9 protein-coding genes and 1 rRNA gene are annotated in these 20,626 nt (G+C 40.1%); 2 read left to right on the top strand and 8 right to left on the bottom strand.

Features of this window, described 5'->3' with window-relative positions:
• The 4 genes from AC1DYB_RS22745 to AC1DYB_RS22730 all read right to left on the bottom strand — a co-directional run.
• Nucleotides 1-133: ribosomal RNA gene (locus tag AC1DYB_RS22745) — 16S ribosomal RNA — on the bottom strand; the annotation flags it as partial.
• A 1,452-nt stretch (nt 134-1,585) separates the two neighbouring features.
• Nucleotides 1,586-2,992, bottom strand: coding sequence for an efflux transporter outer membrane subunit (locus AC1DYB_RS22740; RefSeq protein WP_477438253.1), 1,407 nt, complete (start codon nt 2,990-2,992; stop codon nt 1,586-1,588).
• 17 nt (nt 2,993-3,009) lie between these two features.
• Nucleotides 3,010-6,174 carry an efflux RND transporter permease subunit gene (locus AC1DYB_RS22735; RefSeq protein WP_477438251.1) on the bottom strand — a complete coding sequence of 1,055 codons (3,165 nt, stop codon included), beginning with the start codon at nt 6,172-6,174 and terminating at the stop codon, nt 3,010-3,012.
• Between the two features lie 40 nt (nt 6,175-6,214).
• Nucleotides 6,215-7,423: an efflux RND transporter periplasmic adaptor subunit gene (locus AC1DYB_RS22730; RefSeq protein ID WP_477438249.1), complete on the bottom strand. Its 1,209-nt coding sequence runs from the start codon at nt 7,421-7,423 to the stop codon at nt 6,215-6,217.
• 340 nt (nt 7,424-7,763) lie between these two features.
• Between AC1DYB_RS22730 and treA the strand changes: the two genes are divergently transcribed.
• Nucleotides 7,764-9,356: an alpha,alpha-trehalase TreA gene (gene treA, locus AC1DYB_RS22725; RefSeq protein WP_477438247.1), complete on the top strand. Its 1,593-nt coding sequence runs from the start codon at nt 7,764-7,766 to the stop codon at nt 9,354-9,356.
• Between the two features lie 51 nt (nt 9,357-9,407).
• Here the strand turns inward: treA and AC1DYB_RS22720 are convergent, their stop codons facing one another.
• Nucleotides 9,408-11,450: a glycosyl hydrolase family 95 catalytic domain-containing protein gene (locus tag AC1DYB_RS22720; RefSeq protein WP_477438245.1), complete on the bottom strand. Its 2,043-nt coding sequence runs from the start codon at nt 11,448-11,450 to the stop codon at nt 9,408-9,410.
• Nucleotides 11,451-11,467: 17 nt separating this feature from the next.
• Nucleotides 11,468-12,796 carry a vanadium-dependent haloperoxidase gene (locus AC1DYB_RS22715; protein WP_477438243.1) on the bottom strand — a complete coding sequence of 443 codons (1,329 nt, stop codon included), beginning with the start codon at nt 12,794-12,796 and terminating at the stop codon, nt 11,468-11,470.
• Nucleotides 12,797-13,024: 228 nt separating this feature from the next.
• Here AC1DYB_RS22715 and AC1DYB_RS22710 point away from each other — a divergent pair, with 228 nt between their 5' ends.
• Nucleotides 13,025-13,954 (top strand): GyrI-like domain-containing protein, encoded by a 930-nt coding sequence (locus AC1DYB_RS22710; protein WP_477438241.1) that lies wholly within the window; start codon nt 13,025-13,027, stop codon nt 13,952-13,954.
• A 7-nt stretch (nt 13,955-13,961) separates the two neighbouring features.
• On the opposite strand, the gene AC1DYB_RS22705 is transcribed toward AC1DYB_RS22710, so the two are convergent.
• A complete protein-coding gene (locus AC1DYB_RS22705) occupies nt 13,962-17,297 on the bottom strand; it encodes an FG-GAP repeat domain-containing protein (RefSeq protein ID WP_477438239.1) in 3,336 nt (1,111 codons plus the stop codon).
• Nucleotides 17,298-17,305: 8 nt separating this feature from the next.
• Nucleotides 17,306-20,605, bottom strand: a complete 3,300-nt coding sequence (locus AC1DYB_RS22700; RefSeq protein WP_477438237.1) for a VCBS repeat-containing protein — start codon at nt 20,603-20,605, stop codon at nt 17,306-17,308.
• Nucleotides 20,606-20,626 lie beyond the last annotated feature (21 nt).

The following is a 20,626-nucleotide window of genomic DNA, read 5'->3' as shown; positions in this document are numbered from 1 at the left end:
AAGGTAGGTTACATACGTGTTACGCACCCGTGCGCCACTCTCAAGGAAAGCAAGCTCTCCTATCCCGTCCGACTTGCATGTATTAGGCCTGCCGCTAGCGTTCATCCTGAGCCAGGATCAAACTCTCCATTGTAAAATGTTTTGTTTGTTCACTGACCCTATTATTAATAATAGAATCTGTATATAATTATATCTTTATACAGTATCTCTCTTCTTTTGTTATCATAACTCCTCTGCTCCTGCTTTCAGCTTTACGCCTTCCGCTTTTCGCTTTAGTGTTACTCTACATGATTTTCTATTTCTTAAAAGAACTTTCTCGCTTCATCATCCGAATCCGCTATATGTTTTGGAGGTTTTAACACCTCTTAACTTTTCATTTTTATTGGCTAAAATCGCTTTAGCCTTTTTTACTTCTTTTCCTCTTTCGAGGACCCTTCCGTTTGGGTCTGCAAAGGTAGAAACCTTTTCCGCTTTTCCAAAACCTTTTTCGCTTTTATTTTTTCAAGCGTTTTTTCAGTTTTTAATCCCCTTTTCTTTCTCTCTTATCTCCCTCAGCGGCGGGGTGCAAAAGTAGCAAACTTTTTGGCTTTCCGAAAATTTATCTGATCTTTTTTTGAAGCCTTCTTCTTCTCTCTTTCTCTCTTCCCGCTTCAAAAACCCTTTCAATAACCTTTCTAAGAACAATCCCCGCTTCCTCGTTTGCGGGCTGCAAAGGTACGCCGATTTCACAATTCCACAAGCTGTTTTTAACAATTACTTAACCTATAAGCTTAACTCCTTAGCAATCAATCTGAAAAACTTTATAAAAGGGCTATCTGTTGCAAATTAAGCCCGAAGAATGCTATAAACATAGGTATCCGCTATGTGAAACGCTATCATCCCTTAATATCTCATCGCACCTTAATATATAGTAAACTCTCTTCCGGTAAATCCTGGTCTCCCTTTTTCAGTACATATATATTTTATAAACACCGTAATTGCGTTAGGGGGAGTAGCGGATACCGGCCCGAGCCTAAGGCCTTGTGCCGTATGAGCGGATGACCCGGCCGCAGGCAACGCCCACATTAAGAGCAACAGATTAATAAGGTATCACCTCGTTTGGCTCCAGACAAGGTTGACGACAGTAATCCCCGCTGTATCTTATATATGTTGGATAGAAATTACTTATTGATTGGGCATGTCAATAACTTATCATGCCATTAAATTGAATACATGGCATGAAATTGGTTTACATATAAATATGAAAATAGTCCACATCAATCTCAATCAACCTGTTAAAAGTGTCAGAAATACTATTTTTGACCTTCTTACCAAAAAGGCTGTAACACTGAAAGCGATTCATAACAGGCTAATAGGCAATAATCAAGATCGATCAACTCATTTTACAGGCTTTATTGCCTGATCACTATATAACATCTACCAATGAAAAAAGCTTCTATTTAAGAAGCTTTTTTCATTTCTGTACTATATCTTTTTATTTTAATGTAGCTTTTTACAGACAGGCCTCCTGTCATTTGCACAAAAAATTACAGCAGAGTTAAAAAACACACTAAATTCAACAACTAACAGTTAATCTATTTAGCTATTATCTCCACCCACCACCTAAAGCATGATAAAGATTTACCACTGCCTGTAACTCCTGCAACCTGTCGTTAACTCCACCGAGCTGTGCAGATAGCAGGTTTTGTTCGGATGTTAATACATCCGTATAATTAGTGGCCGAGCTATATCTTAACAGCTCCTGAGTATAATCTACAGCCTTTTGCAGGGCTATAATCTGTTTGTTGCGTGCATCCTGTTTCTCCAAAGCGGTTTGCTGTGCGTACAGTGCATTGGACACCTCCTGTCCGGCTACAAGCAGCGTTTTCTGGAAACTATTTAAAGCTTCCTGTTGCTGGGCTTGTGCGGTACGCAGGCGCGCTTTGTTCAGTCCCTGGTTAAAAATGGGTTGCGTTAAGCCGGCGGCTATATTATAGAATATAGAATTGACAAAAAAATCTTTCAACTGTAATGTAGATAAACCTCCGGAAGCAGTTATGGTAAATGACGGATAAAAATAAGTTTTGGCAACATTTGTATTCTCAAAAGCTGCTCTGAAAGCATATTCGCTTTGTTGCACATCGGGACGGTTGTTAAGTAATTGGGTTGGGATACCGGCCTGTAGTTCGCTTACTATCTTTTGATTAGCCAGGCTACTCCGGTTAATGGGTCCCGGCGCTCTTGAAAGCAATATATCTAAAGCGTTCTCGGTTTCGCGGATGCTGCGTTTTAAATCGGGAATGGATACTTCTACAGCATAACGGTTAGCCTCACTTTGCACCACGGCAGCCCCGGTTACCACGGCACCGGCTTTAAGCTCTTTCATGGTTTCCACGTCCTTGATCCTGTTTTTGAGGGTTTCAAGCGTAATATCCATTTGCCTATCCAAAGCTAATAGCGTAAAATAATTATTTGCTATATCTGCAATTAATTGCGTTTGTACAGCCCTTTTCGCGGCATCGGTTTGTAAATAACCGGCAAGGGCCGCCCGCTTGGTACTGTTCAATTTACCCCAAACATCGGCTTCCCATGAAGATGTTAAACCGGCCTGGTACGTAGTAGTTAAGGTATTTATACTTACCCCGGCAGGATAATTTAAGCCGGCCGAGGATTGTTTAGACCTGGTTACACCTGCATTACCAGATAACGATGGATAAAACGCGGCCTTGCTTTGCAGCAATGTTGCCCGTGCTTCTAAAATCCTTTGTACAGCCGTTTTAAGATCAAGGTTATTATTCAACCCTTCCTGTATCAGCGCCCTTAACGCCGTATCAGCAAAAAGGCTTTGCCACGGCATTGTTGCCAGTGTAGTAGTATCGTTTAACTCGCGGTCGCGGTATAGCCCGCTGGTGATCACGCCCGGGGGATTGTACGTTTTAGTAATTTTGCAGGACACCAATACACCAAATATCAGTGTAAAGAGCAATATATATTTAAAAACAGATTTGTTCATATTTTACCTTTTATGAATTAATTAGCAGCTGTTGTTACTGCATCATCATTTTCATCATCGTCATTATATTTCCGCTTGCCGCTTACTTTTTCCTGCAGATGCTGGAATATGATAAACAAAACAGGAATTACAAATACACCGAACACTGTACCCACAAACATTCCCCCTACAGCTCCTGTACCTATTGATCTGTTACCGTTGGCACCTGCTCCGGTTGAAACCATTAAAGGCATTATACCAAAAATGAAAGCGAAAGATGTCATGAGGATGGGACGTAAACGGGCTTCTGCACCTGCAATGGCAGCGGGTATCAGGTCCATGCCGGCCCTGCGCCTATCTAAAGCAAACTCAACAATCAGGATTGCATTTTTTGCCAGTAAGCCGATGAGCATAATGAGTGAGATCTGCAGATAAATGTTACTTCCTACTCCAAAAATTTGTGCAAACAAGTACGTTCCCGCTAAACCCACAGGTAAAGAAAGAAGCACTGCAAAAGGCAGGATATAACTTTCATATTGGGCACTCAATAAAAAGTAAACAAACACCAGGCAAAGCATAAATATATATGCCGATTGGGTACCGGTACTCAATTCTTCCCGGGTGAGGCCAGAAAACTCGTAGTCGTACCCGGCGGGTAACGTTTGCTTGGCTACTTCCTTAATTGCTTTGATTGCATCGCCTGTACTATACCCAGGATTGGGTGATCCGGAAACAGAGATAGACGTAAAGAGGTTAAACCTTGAAATTGACTCGGGGCCGAATACTCTTTTTAGCGATATAAACGAGGTAATGGGCGCCATGGTACCAGCACTATTGCGTACAAATATTTTGCTCAAGCCTATTTCATTAGCCCTGTAATCATAATCTGCCTGCACCATTACGCGGTATTGTTTACCAAACTGGTTAAAGTTGGAAGCATACAAGCCACCATAGTAACCCTGCAATGTATTTAATACCGAATTTACGGTTACACCGGCTTCTTTACATTTTGCCACATTTACATCTACCTGGAATTGCGGAAAATTAGGATTAAATGATGAGTTCAGACTTTGGATCTCTTTCCTCTTTTTAAGAGCCGCCTGGAAGTTGTTGCTCACCTTAAATAACTCATCAACAGTATGGCCTCCTTTATCCTGCAACTCCAATTCAAAACCATCGCTGTTACCAAAGCCCTGTAAGGTTGGTGGCGAAAAATAAAACACGTTGGCTTCCCTTAATCCACTTGTTTTAGTTGAAAGCTGGCCAATGATGCTTTGAAGGCTTTGACTTTTCTCCTTACGTTGATCCCAGTTTTTCAGCTTCATGATTACCATAGCGTAAGCACTTCCCGATCCGGCTATAAAATTGAAACCTACCAGCTTAAGCGTATTCTGAACCTCGGGGATGGTATGCCCGATACTGTCTATTTTACTAGCAACAGCTTCGGTACGTTCCATTGAGGATGCAGGCGGCAGGCTGATAGCGGCAAAAACAGTTCCCTGATCTTCGTTAGGGACAAAGCTTGATGGAGTTGTTTTAACCAAATACACCAACACGGCCGAAAACAAAGCGACAGCCGCGAGTGCTATCCATTTTTTATGAGCCAAAAAGTTTACCGTTTTTTTATACTTACCAGTTACGGCATCAAACGAAGCATTAAACACTACGTAAAAATGGTTAAGAAAACCATGCTTTTTAGTTCCCTTTTCATGTGGTTTTAAAAACAAGGCACACAAAGCGGGGCTTAATGTTAACGCGTTTACGGCCGATAGTAAAATAGCAACAGCCAGGGTTATACCAAATTGTTTATAGAAAACACCGGTTGAGCCGGTAATAAATGTTACGGGTAAAAACACAGCCGACATGACCAATGTAATGGAAACTATGGCGCCCGAGATCTCATTCATTGCATCTATGGACGCTTTTCGTGCCGATTTATAACCCAGATCGAGTTTGGCGTGTACTGCTTCAACCACAACAATGGCATCATCTACCACAATACCTATTGCCAATACCAGGGCAAATAGTGTGAGCAAGTTGATAGTGAAACCAAAAAGATTAAGGAAGAAGAAAGTACCTACAATAGCTACCGGAACCGCGATGGCGGGGATCAGCGTCGACCTGAAATCCTGCAGAAACACAAATACCACAATAAATACCAGTATAAATGCCTCAATCAAGGTACTAATCACTTTTTCAATGGAGGCATCGAGGAAATTGTTGGCATCAACCAGGTAAGTGATCTTCATCCCTTTAGGGAACTTCTCGGCAGCCGCATCCAGGATCTTTTTTGATTCATTAATTACATCACGGGCATTTGAGCCGGCTGTTTGACTAATGGCCACTCCTACTGATGGTAAACTGTTGGTTTGGATATCAAAAGAGTAATCCAATGAACCCAATTCAATACGTGCCACATCATTTAACCGCAGCAATTGCCCGCCTCCTACAGATTTGATGATAATATTGCCAAATTCAGCAGCTGTTTTAAGTCGCCCTTTATACCTTATTACGTACTGGAATGATTGATTGCTGTTCTCGCCAAACTTTCCGGGTGCGGCTTCAATATTTTGCTCATTAAGCGCATCGGTAATATCATCAGGAATAAGGCTGTATCTCGACATTACGTCGGGTTTTAGCCAGATCCGCATAGAATAATCCCGCGATCCAAAAACATTGGCGTTACCCACACCGGTAACACGCTGTATTTGAGGCACCAGGTTTATCTTGGCATAGTTTTGTAAAAATGTTTCATCATAGGTTTTATTTTCGCTGTAGAGCGAAAAAATGATCAGGTTACTACTTTGGCTTTTGGCAACGGTAACACCAGATTGGGTAACTACTAATGGCAACAAACTGGTAGCTCTTGAAACCCGGTTTTGCACGTTTACAGCAGCCAGATCGGGATTGGTGCCTACCTTAAAATAAACAGTGATAGATGCAGAACCGTCATTACTGGCAGATGAGGTCATGTAGGTCATGTTCTCCACCCCGTTAATCTGTTCTTCCATCGGGATGATGACACTTTTAAGTACCACATCGGCATTGGCGCCGCTATAATAGGCCTGAACCTGTACAGTTGGCGGCGCAATATCAGGGTATTGTGAAATGGGCAGATTGATAAGTCCTAAAATACCCAGAATCAAAAGTAATACAGAAATAACTGTTGATAGTACCGGGCGTTCTATAAATTTTTTAAGCATAATATTGCTTTAGTAATGAGCAGAAGGTGAAAAGGTGTGATTATTTAAGGCTACCGTAAACAGATGAGGCGCTTACTTCATTCGGTTTAATAACAGTACCATCCTGTAGGTTACCAGAGCTTTCCAGTATAATCTTATCGCCGGCTTTAAGACCATCAGAAACTACATAAAACTGACCGGCGGTGTTATCCATCACATTAATGGCTACATTTTTTATCTTATTTTGATCATCTACCACATACACAAAGCGTTTATCCTGTAGCTCATAGGTGGCACTTTCGGGAACCAGTAGTGCCGATTTAACCACATTTGGAATCCTTATCACCGCGCTGCTGCCACTGCGGATAAGGCCACGCGGATTCACAAAATCAGCCCGCACATTTGCTGTACCTGTAGCGGTATTGATTAAGCCATTTACAGTTTCAACACGGCCGCCGTGCTCATAGGTAGTTCCATCTGGCAATATCAGCGATACCGACGGGAGTTTGCTCAGCTTGGTTTTTAATGAGGTATTATTTACGCTATCCCTACTCAAATTGAGCAATTGCTTTTCGTTAAGCGCGAAGTAGGCGTAAATATTTGATGTATTATAAACGGTTGTAAGCGGTTCTGTGGTGGAACCTGTTACCAGGCTTCCCAATTTATAAGGCAATGAGCCAATAACACCGTTCACCGGACTGGTTATCGTGGTGTATCCTAAATTTACTTTGGCATTTACCAAAGCAGCCCTGGCCTGTGCCAATGCAGCTGCTTTTGATTGTTGTGTATACTCGGCAGATTCGAGTTCATAATGGCTGATGATATCCTTTTCAACAAGTGGCTTCACCTTGTTTACCTGCATTTTGGCCATGCTCAGATCAGCTTCGGCGGTTTTAATACCGGCTTCTGCCGTGCGTACTTCCTGCTCATATTGCGGAGCGTTTATTTTAAAAAGCAATTGCCCCTTGGTTACAACCGAGCCTTCGTCTACATAAATTTTCTCTACGTAGCCATCAACCTTTGGCCTTATCTCGATATTCTGCTGCCCCTGAATACTTGCCGGATAATCAATATTTAAAGTAGCCGACCGGGGTTGCAATTGCATTACTTTGTAATCCAAAACCTGGTTTACCGGGCCTGCCGCAGCCTGCTTGCTTTTATCAACACAGGCAGAAAAGAACACCGTAGAAACCATCGTGATCATAATTCCCTTAGCGATAGTTAAGGGCGTTAAATTGTTTTTTTTTAAAGGCAGGATAAAAGACATCATTATTATTTAAATCATAATCAATACCGGGTACGGCAAAGCGGCCGCTAAATTCGGATATAATTTCTATATAGATGTTTAAGTAGATGGTATTGTTACAGGATAAGTAAAATTTTATGCTTTAAGTTTAAATTGCCAATATCCAGCAAAGCCGAAACAGCGCATCTGGAATGTTCATATACATTGAATTTCATAATAAGTTGTAAGTGCAGATATCTACCCTTTTTATATCAAAACAGCATAAAATTATTAAGATACCGCTTACAATCCTCTCAAAAACAGTAAATTTATAAACTATTATAAATCAATTACCTTATCCTGTAAAAGGTACATCAAAACGATAATGAGAAGACTTTTTTTACTCGCGCTTTTATTTTTCACGCTTAGTGTTAAATCGCAAACCTTAACTCCGCGGCAACAATATCCCGACTTATTTGAAGCCGTTCAATTGTCGAACATATTTCCGGATAATAAAACCTTTGTTGATGCTGTACCCAGGCAAGATCCGGCATTGATCATGAAAGCTTATCATGATCAAAAAGATAAACCGGGTTTTGATTTAAAGGCATTTGTATTAGCAAATTTTGATATACCCGTATCTCATAATGCTTTCCAAACCGATATTGAAGCTGGGATTCGTAAGCATATTGATACATTGTGGCAGGTATTGCAGCGCAGACCAGATGAGGCAAAGGCCAATTCATCAACATTGGCGCTGCCCAATCCCTACATAGTTCCCGGCGGTCGTTTCCGGGAGATCTATTATTGGGATTCCTATTTTACGATGCTGGGTTTACAGGAGAGTCATCAAATTAAGGTGATCCACAACATGGTAGAGAACTTTGCTTACCTGATTGATAAATATGGTTTTATACCCAACGGCAACCGCAGCTATTACCTTACCCGTTCGCAACCACCATTTTTTGCCATGATGGTAAATTTGCTGGCCAAAAACGAAGGGCAACAGGTACTAACCCAATTTAGGCCTCAACTAATTAAGGAGTATAATTACTGGATGCTGGGTTCGGCACAGCTAAAGATAAATTCAAAAACTCATAGAGCCGTACGCATGCGTGGTGGCGAAATCATGAACCGCTACTGGGACGAAAGCGACCAACCCAGGGAAGAATCATATGTAAAGGACGTGGATGCAGCCAAAGAAACCAAAGAACCCCTACCCCAGTTTTATCATAATATACGGGCTGCTGCTGCTTCAGGATGGGATTTCAGTACCCGTTGGTTTGATGCATCGGGCAAGCTTTCCACTATACAAACCACTGATATTGTACCGGTTGACTTGAATTGCCTGATCTATAATCTTGAACTTACCATTGCCCATTCCTATCAGCAAAGTGGTAATTTAAAACTATCCGGGCAATATCGGGCCAAAGCCGAAAACAGAAAAAAAGCAATATTAAAATACTGCTGGAACCGTAAAACCGGTTGGTTTGATGATTACAATCTGCAACTAAATCAACTATCAACCGTACCCACCCTTGCAGCTGAATTTCCACTGGAATTTAAAATTGCGACAAAAGAGCAAGCCCGGTTAATAGCCGAAGGATTAAAAAATAATTTCCTGAAACCCGGCGGACTGGTCACCACGTTGAATTTCTCGGGCCAGCAGTGGGATGCGCCAAATGGTTGGGCGCCTTTACAATACATGGCTATTGATGGTTTAGAAAAATACAATTACAATGCATTGGCAAAAGAAATTGCCACCCGCTGGTTGAGGTTAAATATTCGTGTGTTTAAGCAAACCGGCAAATTATTGGAAAAATATAACGTGGTGGATACCAAATTAACGGCCGGCGGTGGCGAGTACCCTTTACAAGATGGTTTTGGATGGACAAATGGGGTGCTACTGCATCTCATTAACCGCTATCATTTTGATCCGGCACAGGAATCGAAGAATTTACCTGAAAACCAGAATTGATTTTTGGAATTAGTTAAGATGCGTATGCGATACGCATCTTAACTATCCCTTCTATTTAATTGTATAAGTACTTTTATTAAGCCCGACACCGGTAATCTTCAATGATTTCCAGTTTGATGGCAATTTGCTTTTAACCTGCACAATACCTGCAGGCGTGATATCCAAACCGCCAAAACCCATCAGTAAGCTTTGAATGATGCCTCCCGCGCCTGTGGCAAAGTAAGGGTTGGTGCCTCCTTTGGTTTCTGCAATTACCCTAAACGGCGGATTAAGGTTGGGCTCATAAGCATCTTTAAAAAAATGATAAGCTTTATCACCATTCCCCAAACGGGCATACAATAATGCAAAAACAGCTTGCGTCATGGCAGGTGTACCTTCATTTGGCACACGGGTTTCATAATATTCAAGGTCCTTTTTTATTTGAGCAGGGTCGGCTATGGTTTTTAATGGGTATGCCAGCAGGTTTACATCGGCCTGTTTAATACCCTCGCCATTGTAGCTGGCATGTTCGCGGGTAACTCCGTTATCCAGTTTAAGGATAGGGATATTTTGAGCAACCGTTTGCCAATCGGCGTCAGCTTTCTCCCCTAATATTTTTGCGGCAGCAATTGCGTTTAAGAGGTTGGCTTTGGCAGCAGCATTGGTAAAAGCATTGTTATCAATATTTTCGGCCCATTCATCAGCGGCCACCACATTTTTAATATCATATTGGCCAGGACCGTTACGCTCTACCCGGCTTGCCCAAAAATCGGCGGTTGCCGATAGTATTGGCCAGCCTTTTTCGCGCAGCCATTGCTTATCCTGGGTTACACAATAATAATTCCAGGCAGCCAGGGCAACATCGGCTGTTATATGATGTTCAAACGGACCGCTCAATGCCCAAACAGGAGTTTCTTCTACCCCACTATCGGCACTTTCCCAGGGGAACATAGCCCCTTTGTAACCATGCGAAAACGCATTTTTACGGGCGGCCTCCAGTCGTTCAAATCTATATTCAACCATTGATTTTGCTATATCGGGGTGTAACACCAACATTGCCGGGTACATCCAAACATCGCAATCCCAAAATACGTGACCATTATAACCCAAACCAGAAAGGCCCATTGGCGAAGGTGAATAAGCTGTGCCCGCACGCGAGAATGAGTACAGGTGATATAACATACTGTGTACATCCTGCTGCGCCTGGGCATCACCCTCAATTTGTATATCACTGGCCCACAAATCATCCCATGCTTTATTATGAAATTTAATAAGTCGGTCGCGGCCTTCTAATTTGGCAAAAATGGTTAATCGTTCAGCCTCGTTTAGTGGGTCGGCATGATGGGCAGATGTTATCGATGAGCCTGTTACCGCGTATTTATAAGTTTGTCCCGCCGCAATAGCTTTACTAAATTTCATCAGGTGCATATTATTATCCCACATTTCGTGAATAATCCGTGGCTCCTGCCCGTGTGGTTCATTAAACAAAAACGAAGTTGAGGCACATAACTGCATTTTACCTGTCGGGCTTTTCGCCGTTGAAGTTAAAAGGCTGATTGTAACATGCGGGCGGTCAATTTCATTGTAATAATTCTGTACTTCTTTCAACGCATCCGGCGCTTCCATCACACTTGCCGATGTAATATTAATTGCCTTTTTGGCTACAACTGATACATCCATCAACACCGTGAATGGCAACTGGCGCAGGGAATAATAAGTGTATTTTATAGTGGCCTTATCACCATAATCAAACGTTGTGGTAAATGCCGCGTGCTGCATATCCAGCTCCTGCTTAAAATTACTAATGTTTTTGGTATCGATGCGTTTACCATCAACCTCCAGATACATGTTAAGCAGGTTAAAACTGTTTAAAAAATTGCTCACTCTGCCACGACCGTAAAGGTCATAAGCACCTGCCAATACCACGTTTTTCACCTTAAAAGGTTCTGGTGCCGATACAATGCCGATCATTCCGTTGGCAACAGTAATTCCGTAATAGTTGGCCGGATCAATCTTATCAGCCTTAATATTCCAGGGATCAATACCACCTTGAGCGCTTACTACAATTGGAGCACATAAGGTTATCAGTAAAAACCATTTTGATAGTCTTTTCATTATCAATTTTAATTGATTTATTTAATTTTTAGTTGAAGCTTTTTCACCACCAGCTGCCCTATTTCGGCACCTTGCTTATTACCCACAACACACGCGTTTTTAAAGTGAATACCACCATACACCCTTGACATTGCTGCCGATTGCGCTGCTTCCCGGAAAGATTTGAAAGAAAGCGGATCAATACCAAATTCCATTTCAGACGAATCTGTATAGGCAAAATTATCTCCAAACGTACTCGTAAGTACTTCGGCTGCGGCTGATGATATTACAGCGTGCCCGCTACTGTATTCAGGGAATGGAGGAGTTTGAATATACGGCCGCCAATCTGCATTAATATATTTGGTAATTATCGTTTCGGGCCTTACATAGTTAGATCTGTATTTTAAATACCAGCAATTGATGAATCCATCAAACAAAGCAATAGCAGTTTCGGCATATACGCTAACGGTGGTATTAAAATCAAGTTTTTTTGCTCTTGTAGCAACCCCGGTAATGTTCATCCAATGACCTCCCGGCGAAAACTTTTTGGTGGCAAACGATGCGTGGCCCACGACATTAAGTTTAAATGCATTGTCATCCCAAAAATCTGCCTGGTGCTTTTGTTCTTTGGTAAGGCTATCCACCAATTGTTTAACCTCTAAAGCCTGCAGGTAAAATTTACTATTCTTATTTTTCACATCAAACACAGGTGGATTTGGCGGTATAAATTGTGCAGCTGAATCAAGGACCATTGGCCTTATTTCGCCCCAATGTGCTTCTAACGCCTGGGCATACATAGGTGGTGTTGGTATCCAGCGGCCATCCTGTTGTTTTACAGTGTATTTACTTGCCGACCTGGTTTTTAAATAGTTATCACCCTTGCTCCACTTCATGATAAATTTGGCTACTTTATTAGCATAATTTACCGAGCCTTCAAAAAGATCATTAGGCATACCGGCATCTTTTGCCTTTTGCTTTAAGCCATCAACATACTGATCCATACTACCTTCCGGAAACGTTACCGCATTACCCACATAACAAAATGCCAGTAAGGATGCAAATTGGTAATCAACCGTAGTATCTTTTGAGGGCCTGGGCGTTGGTGGCAAATGTTTAATTTGCCCGGACAGTGACCTGAAATGTGTTGAATCGCCAGCTGCTATTACCTGGTACGCCGCTATATTGGCATAAGCATAATTTCGGGAGGCGGTAACCGGCGGAAAATTATTTTCTAATACAATATCGTTAAGCTTTTTTACTGTTACACGGTACAGTTCAGGATCATGTAAAACTTTTTCATAATCGGGCTTTTTACAGGATGCGAATAAAAACAATACTCCTGCAATACAAAATAAAAAGGGTTTCATAATTTAAAATATAGGTTAAAAATCACATAGATATCGTGGCGATATCCACAGGTTTTCATATTGGATTAACAGCCAATATAGGCTTTTTAATGCTATACATCAGCATATAAAACGTTGTTTTTTGACATAAAATATCGTTTATTTATTTCGTTGCCGGGTGGCTTATTTTTGCTGTAAATGCAAATAAGCTGTTCAGTATTCATAGATTTACGCCCCCGATTAAACCAAATGAAAAGAATAACATTTATAGTTTTAGCTGTTGCTGCAGTAATTATAATAGCAATATATTTAATAATCCCATCTACCTTAACAATTAATAACCAGGTTAACATTGATGCATCTGACGCCATCGCTGCTAAGTTTTTAACCCATAGCAAACAATGGGAAAAATGGTGGCCCGGCGCAAAGATCAATGACAATCGGTTTGACTATGAAGGCATCCATTTTTATATTAGCCAAACTACCAACGGCGGTGCACATGTTACTTTGCAAAAGGGCAATTTAAAACTCAATAGCGAAATCAGTTATCTAGCTGACGATTTTGCTGTGAAAATAACATGGCACACTGAATTACACAACAGCCTTAATCCGGTTCAAAGGGTTGAAAATTATTTAAATGCCCAGGCTCTTAAAACCAAAACAGCCGAAATTTTAAAGCACCTTAAATTATTCCTGGAGGATAAAAATAATGCTTATGGTTATAAAATATATATTAATAAAATAAAGGACCCTTATTTGCTCACTACAACTACAAGTAGTGATAACTATCCGTCCATTCAAACGATTTATGAAAAAGTTGACGACCTTAAAGCACAAGCTAAAACTAAAGGTGTTATATTGACCAACTTCCCAATTCTTAATGTAACAAAAATTGCAAATAAAGAATACCAGATTACCGTTGCAATCCCGATCAATAAAACAATTAAGCCAGACCAAAAATCATTCATGAACAACCTTGTACTGGGTGGCAATTTGTTAGTAGCTGATGTAAAGGGTGGACCTAACACTATAAGTGACGCCTTTGGCGCCGTTAAAGCTTATATGAAAGATCATAATTTAACATCGCCAGCCATGCCTTTTGAATCACTAATCACGGATAGATCCGTTGAAAAAGATACTTCAAAATGGGTAACCAAAATATACTATCCGATATTTTAAACCATAACTACTTAGTAACCAAAACAATCCTACCATCATAGGTAACAATAAGATAATCTGCACTTCCAACTCGTCTTATGGTTGAAATATATGGCAGTTCCTGGAAGTTAAAGGCTGCGTTTATTAAATAACCCGGGGGCGAAAACTGTTTTAGTTGTTTGTTATAATGCAAACCAACTAAACCTAAAGCATCATATTTACCTTCATAAGGAACAACTCCCCAAAAGTTACCGTTAAGCAATACATCCCCGCTTTTATAGTCAGCGAGAATTGATCGTATAGGCGCCTGCTGGTATTGGTAAGGCAACTCTTTAAATGTAGTAGCATGCAGCACATCGCTTACAAAAATACTGCTGAATTGATTGGCAGCTAAACGATCGTTATCATTCAATTTATCTTTAAATATTTCGCTGGTTGTTTTATCAGCCATTTTTTGGTAGCTCAGCCATTCTTTTTTCAAATAAGGCAGTTCTTGTTCCAAATCATTTTTGGGTCTAAACGGATAATAGTTTCCTTTAACAAAATAGGATAATATCAGGTCGTTTTTTCCATCCTTATCCAAATCGGCATTGTAAGCATACAATGGTTGGTTTGGGGTTACATTATATTTATTATTTAAGCCCCAATTACCCGCTATAAGGTCGGCTTTGCCATCTCCATCCATATCGGTAACTATAGCTGATTGCCACCAGCCCTTTTCATTATCCAATACCTTCGAAGAAAATTTACGAAGTTTTTTTCCATCATTTAAAAAAATCTGAATAGGCTGCCACTCAGCGGTGATCACCAGATCGGATTTACCATTATGGTCAACATCGGCTTCGGTAACGCTGGTTATATATTGGATTGAGGTTATATCATCATAAACCTTATCATGACTAACATCGAAATTACCATTGCCTTTGTTTATCAAAATAACTGATGGTATTTTGGCCGTATAATCTTTATAGGATATACTTCCGGTTAATAATATATCCTTCAATCCATCGCCATTAAAATCAAACACAGCAATTTTTGATGTTTGATTGGTTATTTTAGGCAATGCCTTATACTCAAACCTGAAATTACCTTTGTTAATATATAAGCGCGGAGGTAATCTTTTGTCATCATCTAAAAGCGGGTGATTAGTGCTGATCACAACCACGTCGGGCTTACCATCATTATCAACATCGGCCCAAACAGCCTGCTCATCTCCATATTCATTAAATTTATCAAATTCCGCTACTTTCACTTTATCATAACCGCCTGCTTTGTTTCCGGCGAGTATATATTTTTCTTCACCGGTCAAACCACCCACATAAATATCATCCATACCATCACCATTAACATCGGCAACCGCAATAGCGGGGATATGAGGTAAATAGGTATGCGGCAATAATGAATAATAATTGAAATCGGGTGTATCAAAAGTTTTTACTTGTGTCAACAGTTTAGCTTGTACAGGTTTATAATCCGACTGTTTTTCCCCACTGATGAAGGTATTTATCACTGATGAAATGTCATTAGTCGACTGCACTTGTTTACTATTATAAGTTAATATCGCTTTTTTACCCTGTTTAAAATCATTTACTATCTGCCAGGTATTATCAGGCCATATCACTAAAAGATCAGTTGGCTTATCTCCGGGTAAAAAAGTAAAAAGCAATTCGTTACTTAGGTTGCTTTCGTAAGCATTACTGGTTTGCATTTCCTGGTGATCTACTTGTTTACCTGATTTCAGGAAAAACTTCGTTCCGATACCATCGGGATTGGCTTTGGTATACTTAACCGCATATTTTAAAAAGCCAGGCTTATCATCTTTATGGCTTTCCATCGCAGTGTTTCTATATAGATAGGCCGGTTCATCCATATTGTTGGTTACAATCTCCAGGTCACCATCGTTATCCAGATCCACAGCTACAGAGCCCGCCGAAATAGAGGGCTGCTGCATATCATTTGTAAATGAGGCATCGGTGAATTTCAGCAGATCATCTCCGTGGTAAAAAAAATTGTGAACAGCGCCATCAGGCATCAGGTTGATCTTATCTTTATCAAAAACACGGCTATTTTTATACTCCTGCATCACAGCCGGATTGCCCAGATATTTAAGATAATCCATATCATTGAGCCGCTTTTTTATTCCGTTGCTAAAAAAAAGATCCTTGTGGCCATCCATATCAAAATCCTGCACCAGGGGCGACCACGTCCAATCTGTAGCTGATACACCGCTGTATAAACTCATATCAACAAATTTATTTCCGTTGCCAACATTCAGTTGCAGGCTATTTTTTGAATATTGATAATAATAACCTGCATTTACCTCCTGGTTATAAATATCCAATGGTTCATCATTGATAGTTGATCGTAATGCTTTTATATCCTCGGGAAGCATATCTGTAGTAAGCACATCCAAATGACCATCTTTGTTGATATCACTAATCGTATTCCCCATAGAGAACAGACTGGTATGCCCAAAGGCAGTTTTAAGCTGTTCTTTAAAGGTACCATCATGCTGGTTGATATAGTAATAATCCTGCTCAAAAAAATCGTTACTTACATAAATATCGTCCCAGCCATCGTTGTTTAAATCGCCGATACTAAGGCCAAGCCCATAACCTATTGGAGCACTATAAATGCCAGATTTTTGGGTAACATCGGTGAAATGGCCGCCATCATTTCTGAAAAGATGATCGCCGGCGTCATGACTGTATTTAAACCTTAAAGTAGAATCGCCGTAGGTATCATTGCTATGTACAGACGAGGTAAGCAGAAACATATCCAAATCGCCATCCTTATCATAATCAAAAAAAGAAACCTGCGTTGACAGTCCTGCAAAGTCGAGCCCGTATTTTGCAGCACTTTCTGTAAACGTAAGGTCGCCGTTGTTGATATAAAGTTGATTTTTACCCTTAAAACCTTTATAGCCAGATACCACGGATACATAAATATCCTTTAACCCATCCCCATTAATATCAACTACAGTAACGCCGGTTTTCCAATTACCTGTACCGGCAACGCCCGCTTTTGCGGTGATATCATCAAACTTTAAACCACCCTTATTTAAATAAAGCTTATTAGGCCCCTGGTTTGATACAAAATAAAGATCCTGCAAACCATCGTTATTAAAATCTGCTGCAGCTACCCCTGCCCCATTATAGAAATAGAGGTAATCTAAAATATTAACAGAATCTGATACAATATTTTTATTTACAAACCCTATCCCTGTTTCACTTGCGGATAGCAATTTAAAAATACCTTCTCCTGCTTTTTTAGGTTTGCATGAACTCATGTAAAAAATCCCGATAAAAAACAGGAAGCCAAACAATTTCATGGGCGCTGGTATATATTTTGCAAATAGCGACATCTTGAATATTAACGTAATTTATATGCCTTAAGCGGTTGATTATTTATACCAAACAGGTAATATTTATTGCCCATGGCATTTTTAATAACCAATGATGACCTTACCTGCCCGTTTAAATCAAACCCTGTTTTGCATGGGGAGTAGTAGCTAAACCCATTTTTATTATATTGATAAACCTGGCCGTGGCTTGCATCAAGCCTTCCTACTTCTGGTTTAAAGCCATAAAAGTTGCCTCCTAAAATTATTTTGACATGGCCTGTATTATCAATATCATCACATAAAATAGTGTTAACCATTGAAAACTGCGCCTCGGCAGGCAAAGGTTTACAGGTGAATTTTTTGCCGTTATTTAAAAATACCGCAGAAGCTAAAAAGTTCATCTCGTGTTTTTCGGCACCTTCAAGCATATCATTTGTAAATACTTCATTAAAGGGTTTTCCGGCGTAATCTATATACCTCAAAAAACGTTTCTTTAATATCGGCAGCTGGCCAACAAGATCGGGTTTCATATGAAAAACGTATTTAACGTTATCTGTTCTGTACATCGAAGTAACACATTCTTTTGTGCCGTTCTTATCAAAGTCTTTTATATAAATTTCCATAGGCTCGGTAAATGATGCTCTGAACTTGGAGTTTAAGCCAATATTACCACCAATAATATCCAAATTTCCATCGCCATCAACATCCGCAATTTCAAGGCTGCTCCACCAGCCTTTGTAATTAGCCAGTTGTTTATCTTCGGTAAACCGGCCTTTAACATTCTTAAATATACTAATACCCATCCAGTTGCCGGCAATCACCAGATCGGGATAACCATCTTTATCCAAATCGGCCCATTTGGCTGCGGTTACCATACCCAGATTGGTGTTTTTACCTAATACCTGTGCCGATACATCTGTAAAATGACCGTTGCCATCGTTATGAAATACAAATGATTTTGGCGAACATCCATAAAGCCCAGGCACACTTCTGCCACCGATAAACAGATCCGGATGACCATCGCCATCATAATCACAGGATACAATTACCGATGCGTTAACTGCGGCATGTAAAGTTTTATCAGCACTGCGATGAAAATTTCCTTTACCATCGTTTTCATAAAAACGGGGGTTATATACAGGCGTCTCAGCTTCGTCTGCGTTACCACCTACTCCGATGATCAGGTCCTGGTCGCCATCTCCATCAAAATCACCAAATACCGCGCCTGCGTTTTCAAGATATTCCTGTTTTTTTAAATCATCAGGAATGGTTTGTTTAAAGCTGCCATCTTTTTGTTGTATATAGATAGCGGCAAAGCCATTTTTTGAGCTGCCAAAATAAAAATCCGTCAAACCATCATTGTTGACATCTCCCTTTGCCATATATGGATTTTCGGTTGATAACATCTGCAGCATTAAGCGTTCATTATCAAAATCGATAAAATCGTCTTCTTTGTGCCGTGGTATGCTATCAAAAATAGTTTTGGTTACATCTGTAAATAATGGTTTTACGACAGGCTTACTCCAATTGTAAGTAAGGTTGGCGTCGGCTTGTTTACAAGTGTAAACTTTATCGCCTTTAACGTTTTGCAAAAGCTGGTATTTGCCTCCCGGCCAAATTACCTGCACTGAATCTACCTGTTTAAATTTACCTATACCAATAGTTAGCAAATTGGGTGATGTACAGCTTTGAAAACCGCGGGTTGGCTGGTTATAGTAAATAAGCGAGCTGCCTTTCATGAAAGCCTTAATAGTTGTACCTACCCCAAAGCTGTTTAAAGTATTGCCCTTTAACTTTAATTGAATATAATGATTGCCATTTTTTTCGGCATTGCTTTTATAAATGTAAACAGGAGAATTTACGTTATTCACCACCAGGTCGTTATCGCCGTCATTATCTAAATCGGCATAAGCGGCGCCATTACTGAATGATGGTTTATCCAAACCAAAATCGGCTGATTTATTGGTAAATGTGAGATTATGATTATTTAAGTAAGCATAGTTTGATAAAGGGGTTGAAATCATTTTATCTGTAAAATCCTTAAAATCAAACTTTTTGCGCCCCTCGGCAATTTTTGCCATATTATCCCGATTGCCCAAAAACTCGATATAATCCTGGTCGGTAAGGTCTTTGTAAATCCCGTTAGATATAAAAATATCTTTCCAGCCATCGTTATCCATATCAAACATCAGCGCGCCCCAGCTCCAGTCGGTAGCGGCTATGCCAGAGTAAAAAGCTGTTTCAGAAAATGTTCCATCGCCGTTATTTACCTGCAGGCAATTTTGCATGTATTGATTATAATAACCATCGTATTGTTTGGCTTTAATTACGTCATATGATTCAAAAGATGACATTTTTTTAAGGCGTTTATCTCCTTCGGGCAGCATCTCTGTAGTAAAAATATCATACTGACCGTCGTTGTTAATGTCGGCTATGTCTGAGCCCATAGAAGCCAGGCTAACGTGGCCTGTTTCATTTTGAATATCTTCTTTAAAAGTACCATCCTTTTGATTGACGTATAAGTAATCCCGCTCAAAAAAATCATTGGATACATAAATATCCGGGTAGCCATCCTGGTTAACATCAGCAACAGAAACGCCAAGACCAAAACCAATATCGCTGGAGAATATGCCTGCCTGCCGGGTTACATTAGTAAAATGCCCGCCATCATTACGATACAAGCGTGCTCCACCCAATTCATCAACAACAGACCTCAGATCCTTATTAAAATCAAATGATCCTATTGGCCTGAAAGAGTTATTTAACACAAAGCAATCCAGATCGCCATCGTTATCATAGTCAAAAAATATGGCCTGGGTTGATAATCCATTATCTACCAGGCCATATTTTTCAGCTTCTTCTTTAAATGTACCATCATGCTGATTTATAAATAATTCATTTCCTTTTTCTTTACCATGTGCGTTACCACTATGGCAAACATAAATATCAAGCCAGCCATCGCCATTAATATCAACCATGGTTGCCCCCGTACTCCAGTATTTGGTTCCCCTTACTCCGGCTTTATCTGTAATATTTTCAAATTTCCAATTGCCCTTATTAATATAAAGCTGATTGCCCCCCATATTTGAGGTTAGATAAACATCATTAAGTCCATCATTATTAACATCGCCAATGGCTACACCACCTCCGTTGTAATAATTACGGAAGGTAAACACATTTGTACGATCCTGATCATTTAACTGATTGACGAAATTTATACCTGTTTCATCATTTTCCTGAAGTGTGAATAACGAAAATTTATTACCGGTTTTGCAGCTAAATATTACAAGTAAGGGAAAAACGAAAAACCACTTTTTAGATAGTATCATACTTTTAGAAAAAACAAACGT

The sequence above is a fragment of the Mucilaginibacter sp. P2_A4 genome (assembly GCF_056405015.1).
Note: the sequence above shows the minus strand (reverse complement) of the source record. Positions and strands in the feature narration are given on the sequence as shown.

Coding starts and splice junctions, on each gene's coding strand:
- AC1DYB_RS22720 (WP_477438245.1), bottom strand. CDS start 11,450: ATGAAAAGACTATCAAAATGGTTTTTACTGATAACCTTATGTGCTCCA.
- AC1DYB_RS22700 (WP_477438237.1), bottom strand. CDS start 20,605: ATGATACTATCTAAAAAGTGGTTTTTCGTTTTTCCCTTACTTGTAATA.
- AC1DYB_RS22715 (WP_477438243.1), bottom strand. CDS start 12,796: ATGAAACCCTTTTTATTTTGTATTGCAGGAGTATTGTTTTTATTCGCA.
- treA (WP_477438247.1), top strand. CDS start 7,764: ATGAGAAGACTTTTTTTACTCGCGCTTTTATTTTTCACGCTTAGTGTT.
- AC1DYB_RS22705 (WP_477438239.1), bottom strand. CDS start 17,297: ATGTCGCTATTTGCAAAATATATACCAGCGCCCATGAAATTGTTTGGC.
- AC1DYB_RS22735 (WP_477438251.1), bottom strand. CDS start 6,174: ATGCTTAAAAAATTTATAGAACGCCCGGTACTATCAACAGTTATTTCT.
- AC1DYB_RS22710 (WP_477438241.1), top strand. CDS start 13,025: ATGAAAAGAATAACATTTATAGTTTTAGCTGTTGCTGCAGTAATTATA.
- AC1DYB_RS22730 (WP_477438249.1), bottom strand. CDS start 7,423: ATGATGTCTTTTATCCTGCCTTTAAAAAAAAACAATTTAACGCCCTTA.
- AC1DYB_RS22740 (WP_477438253.1), bottom strand. CDS start 2,992: ATGAACAAATCTGTTTTTAAATATATATTGCTCTTTACACTGATATTT.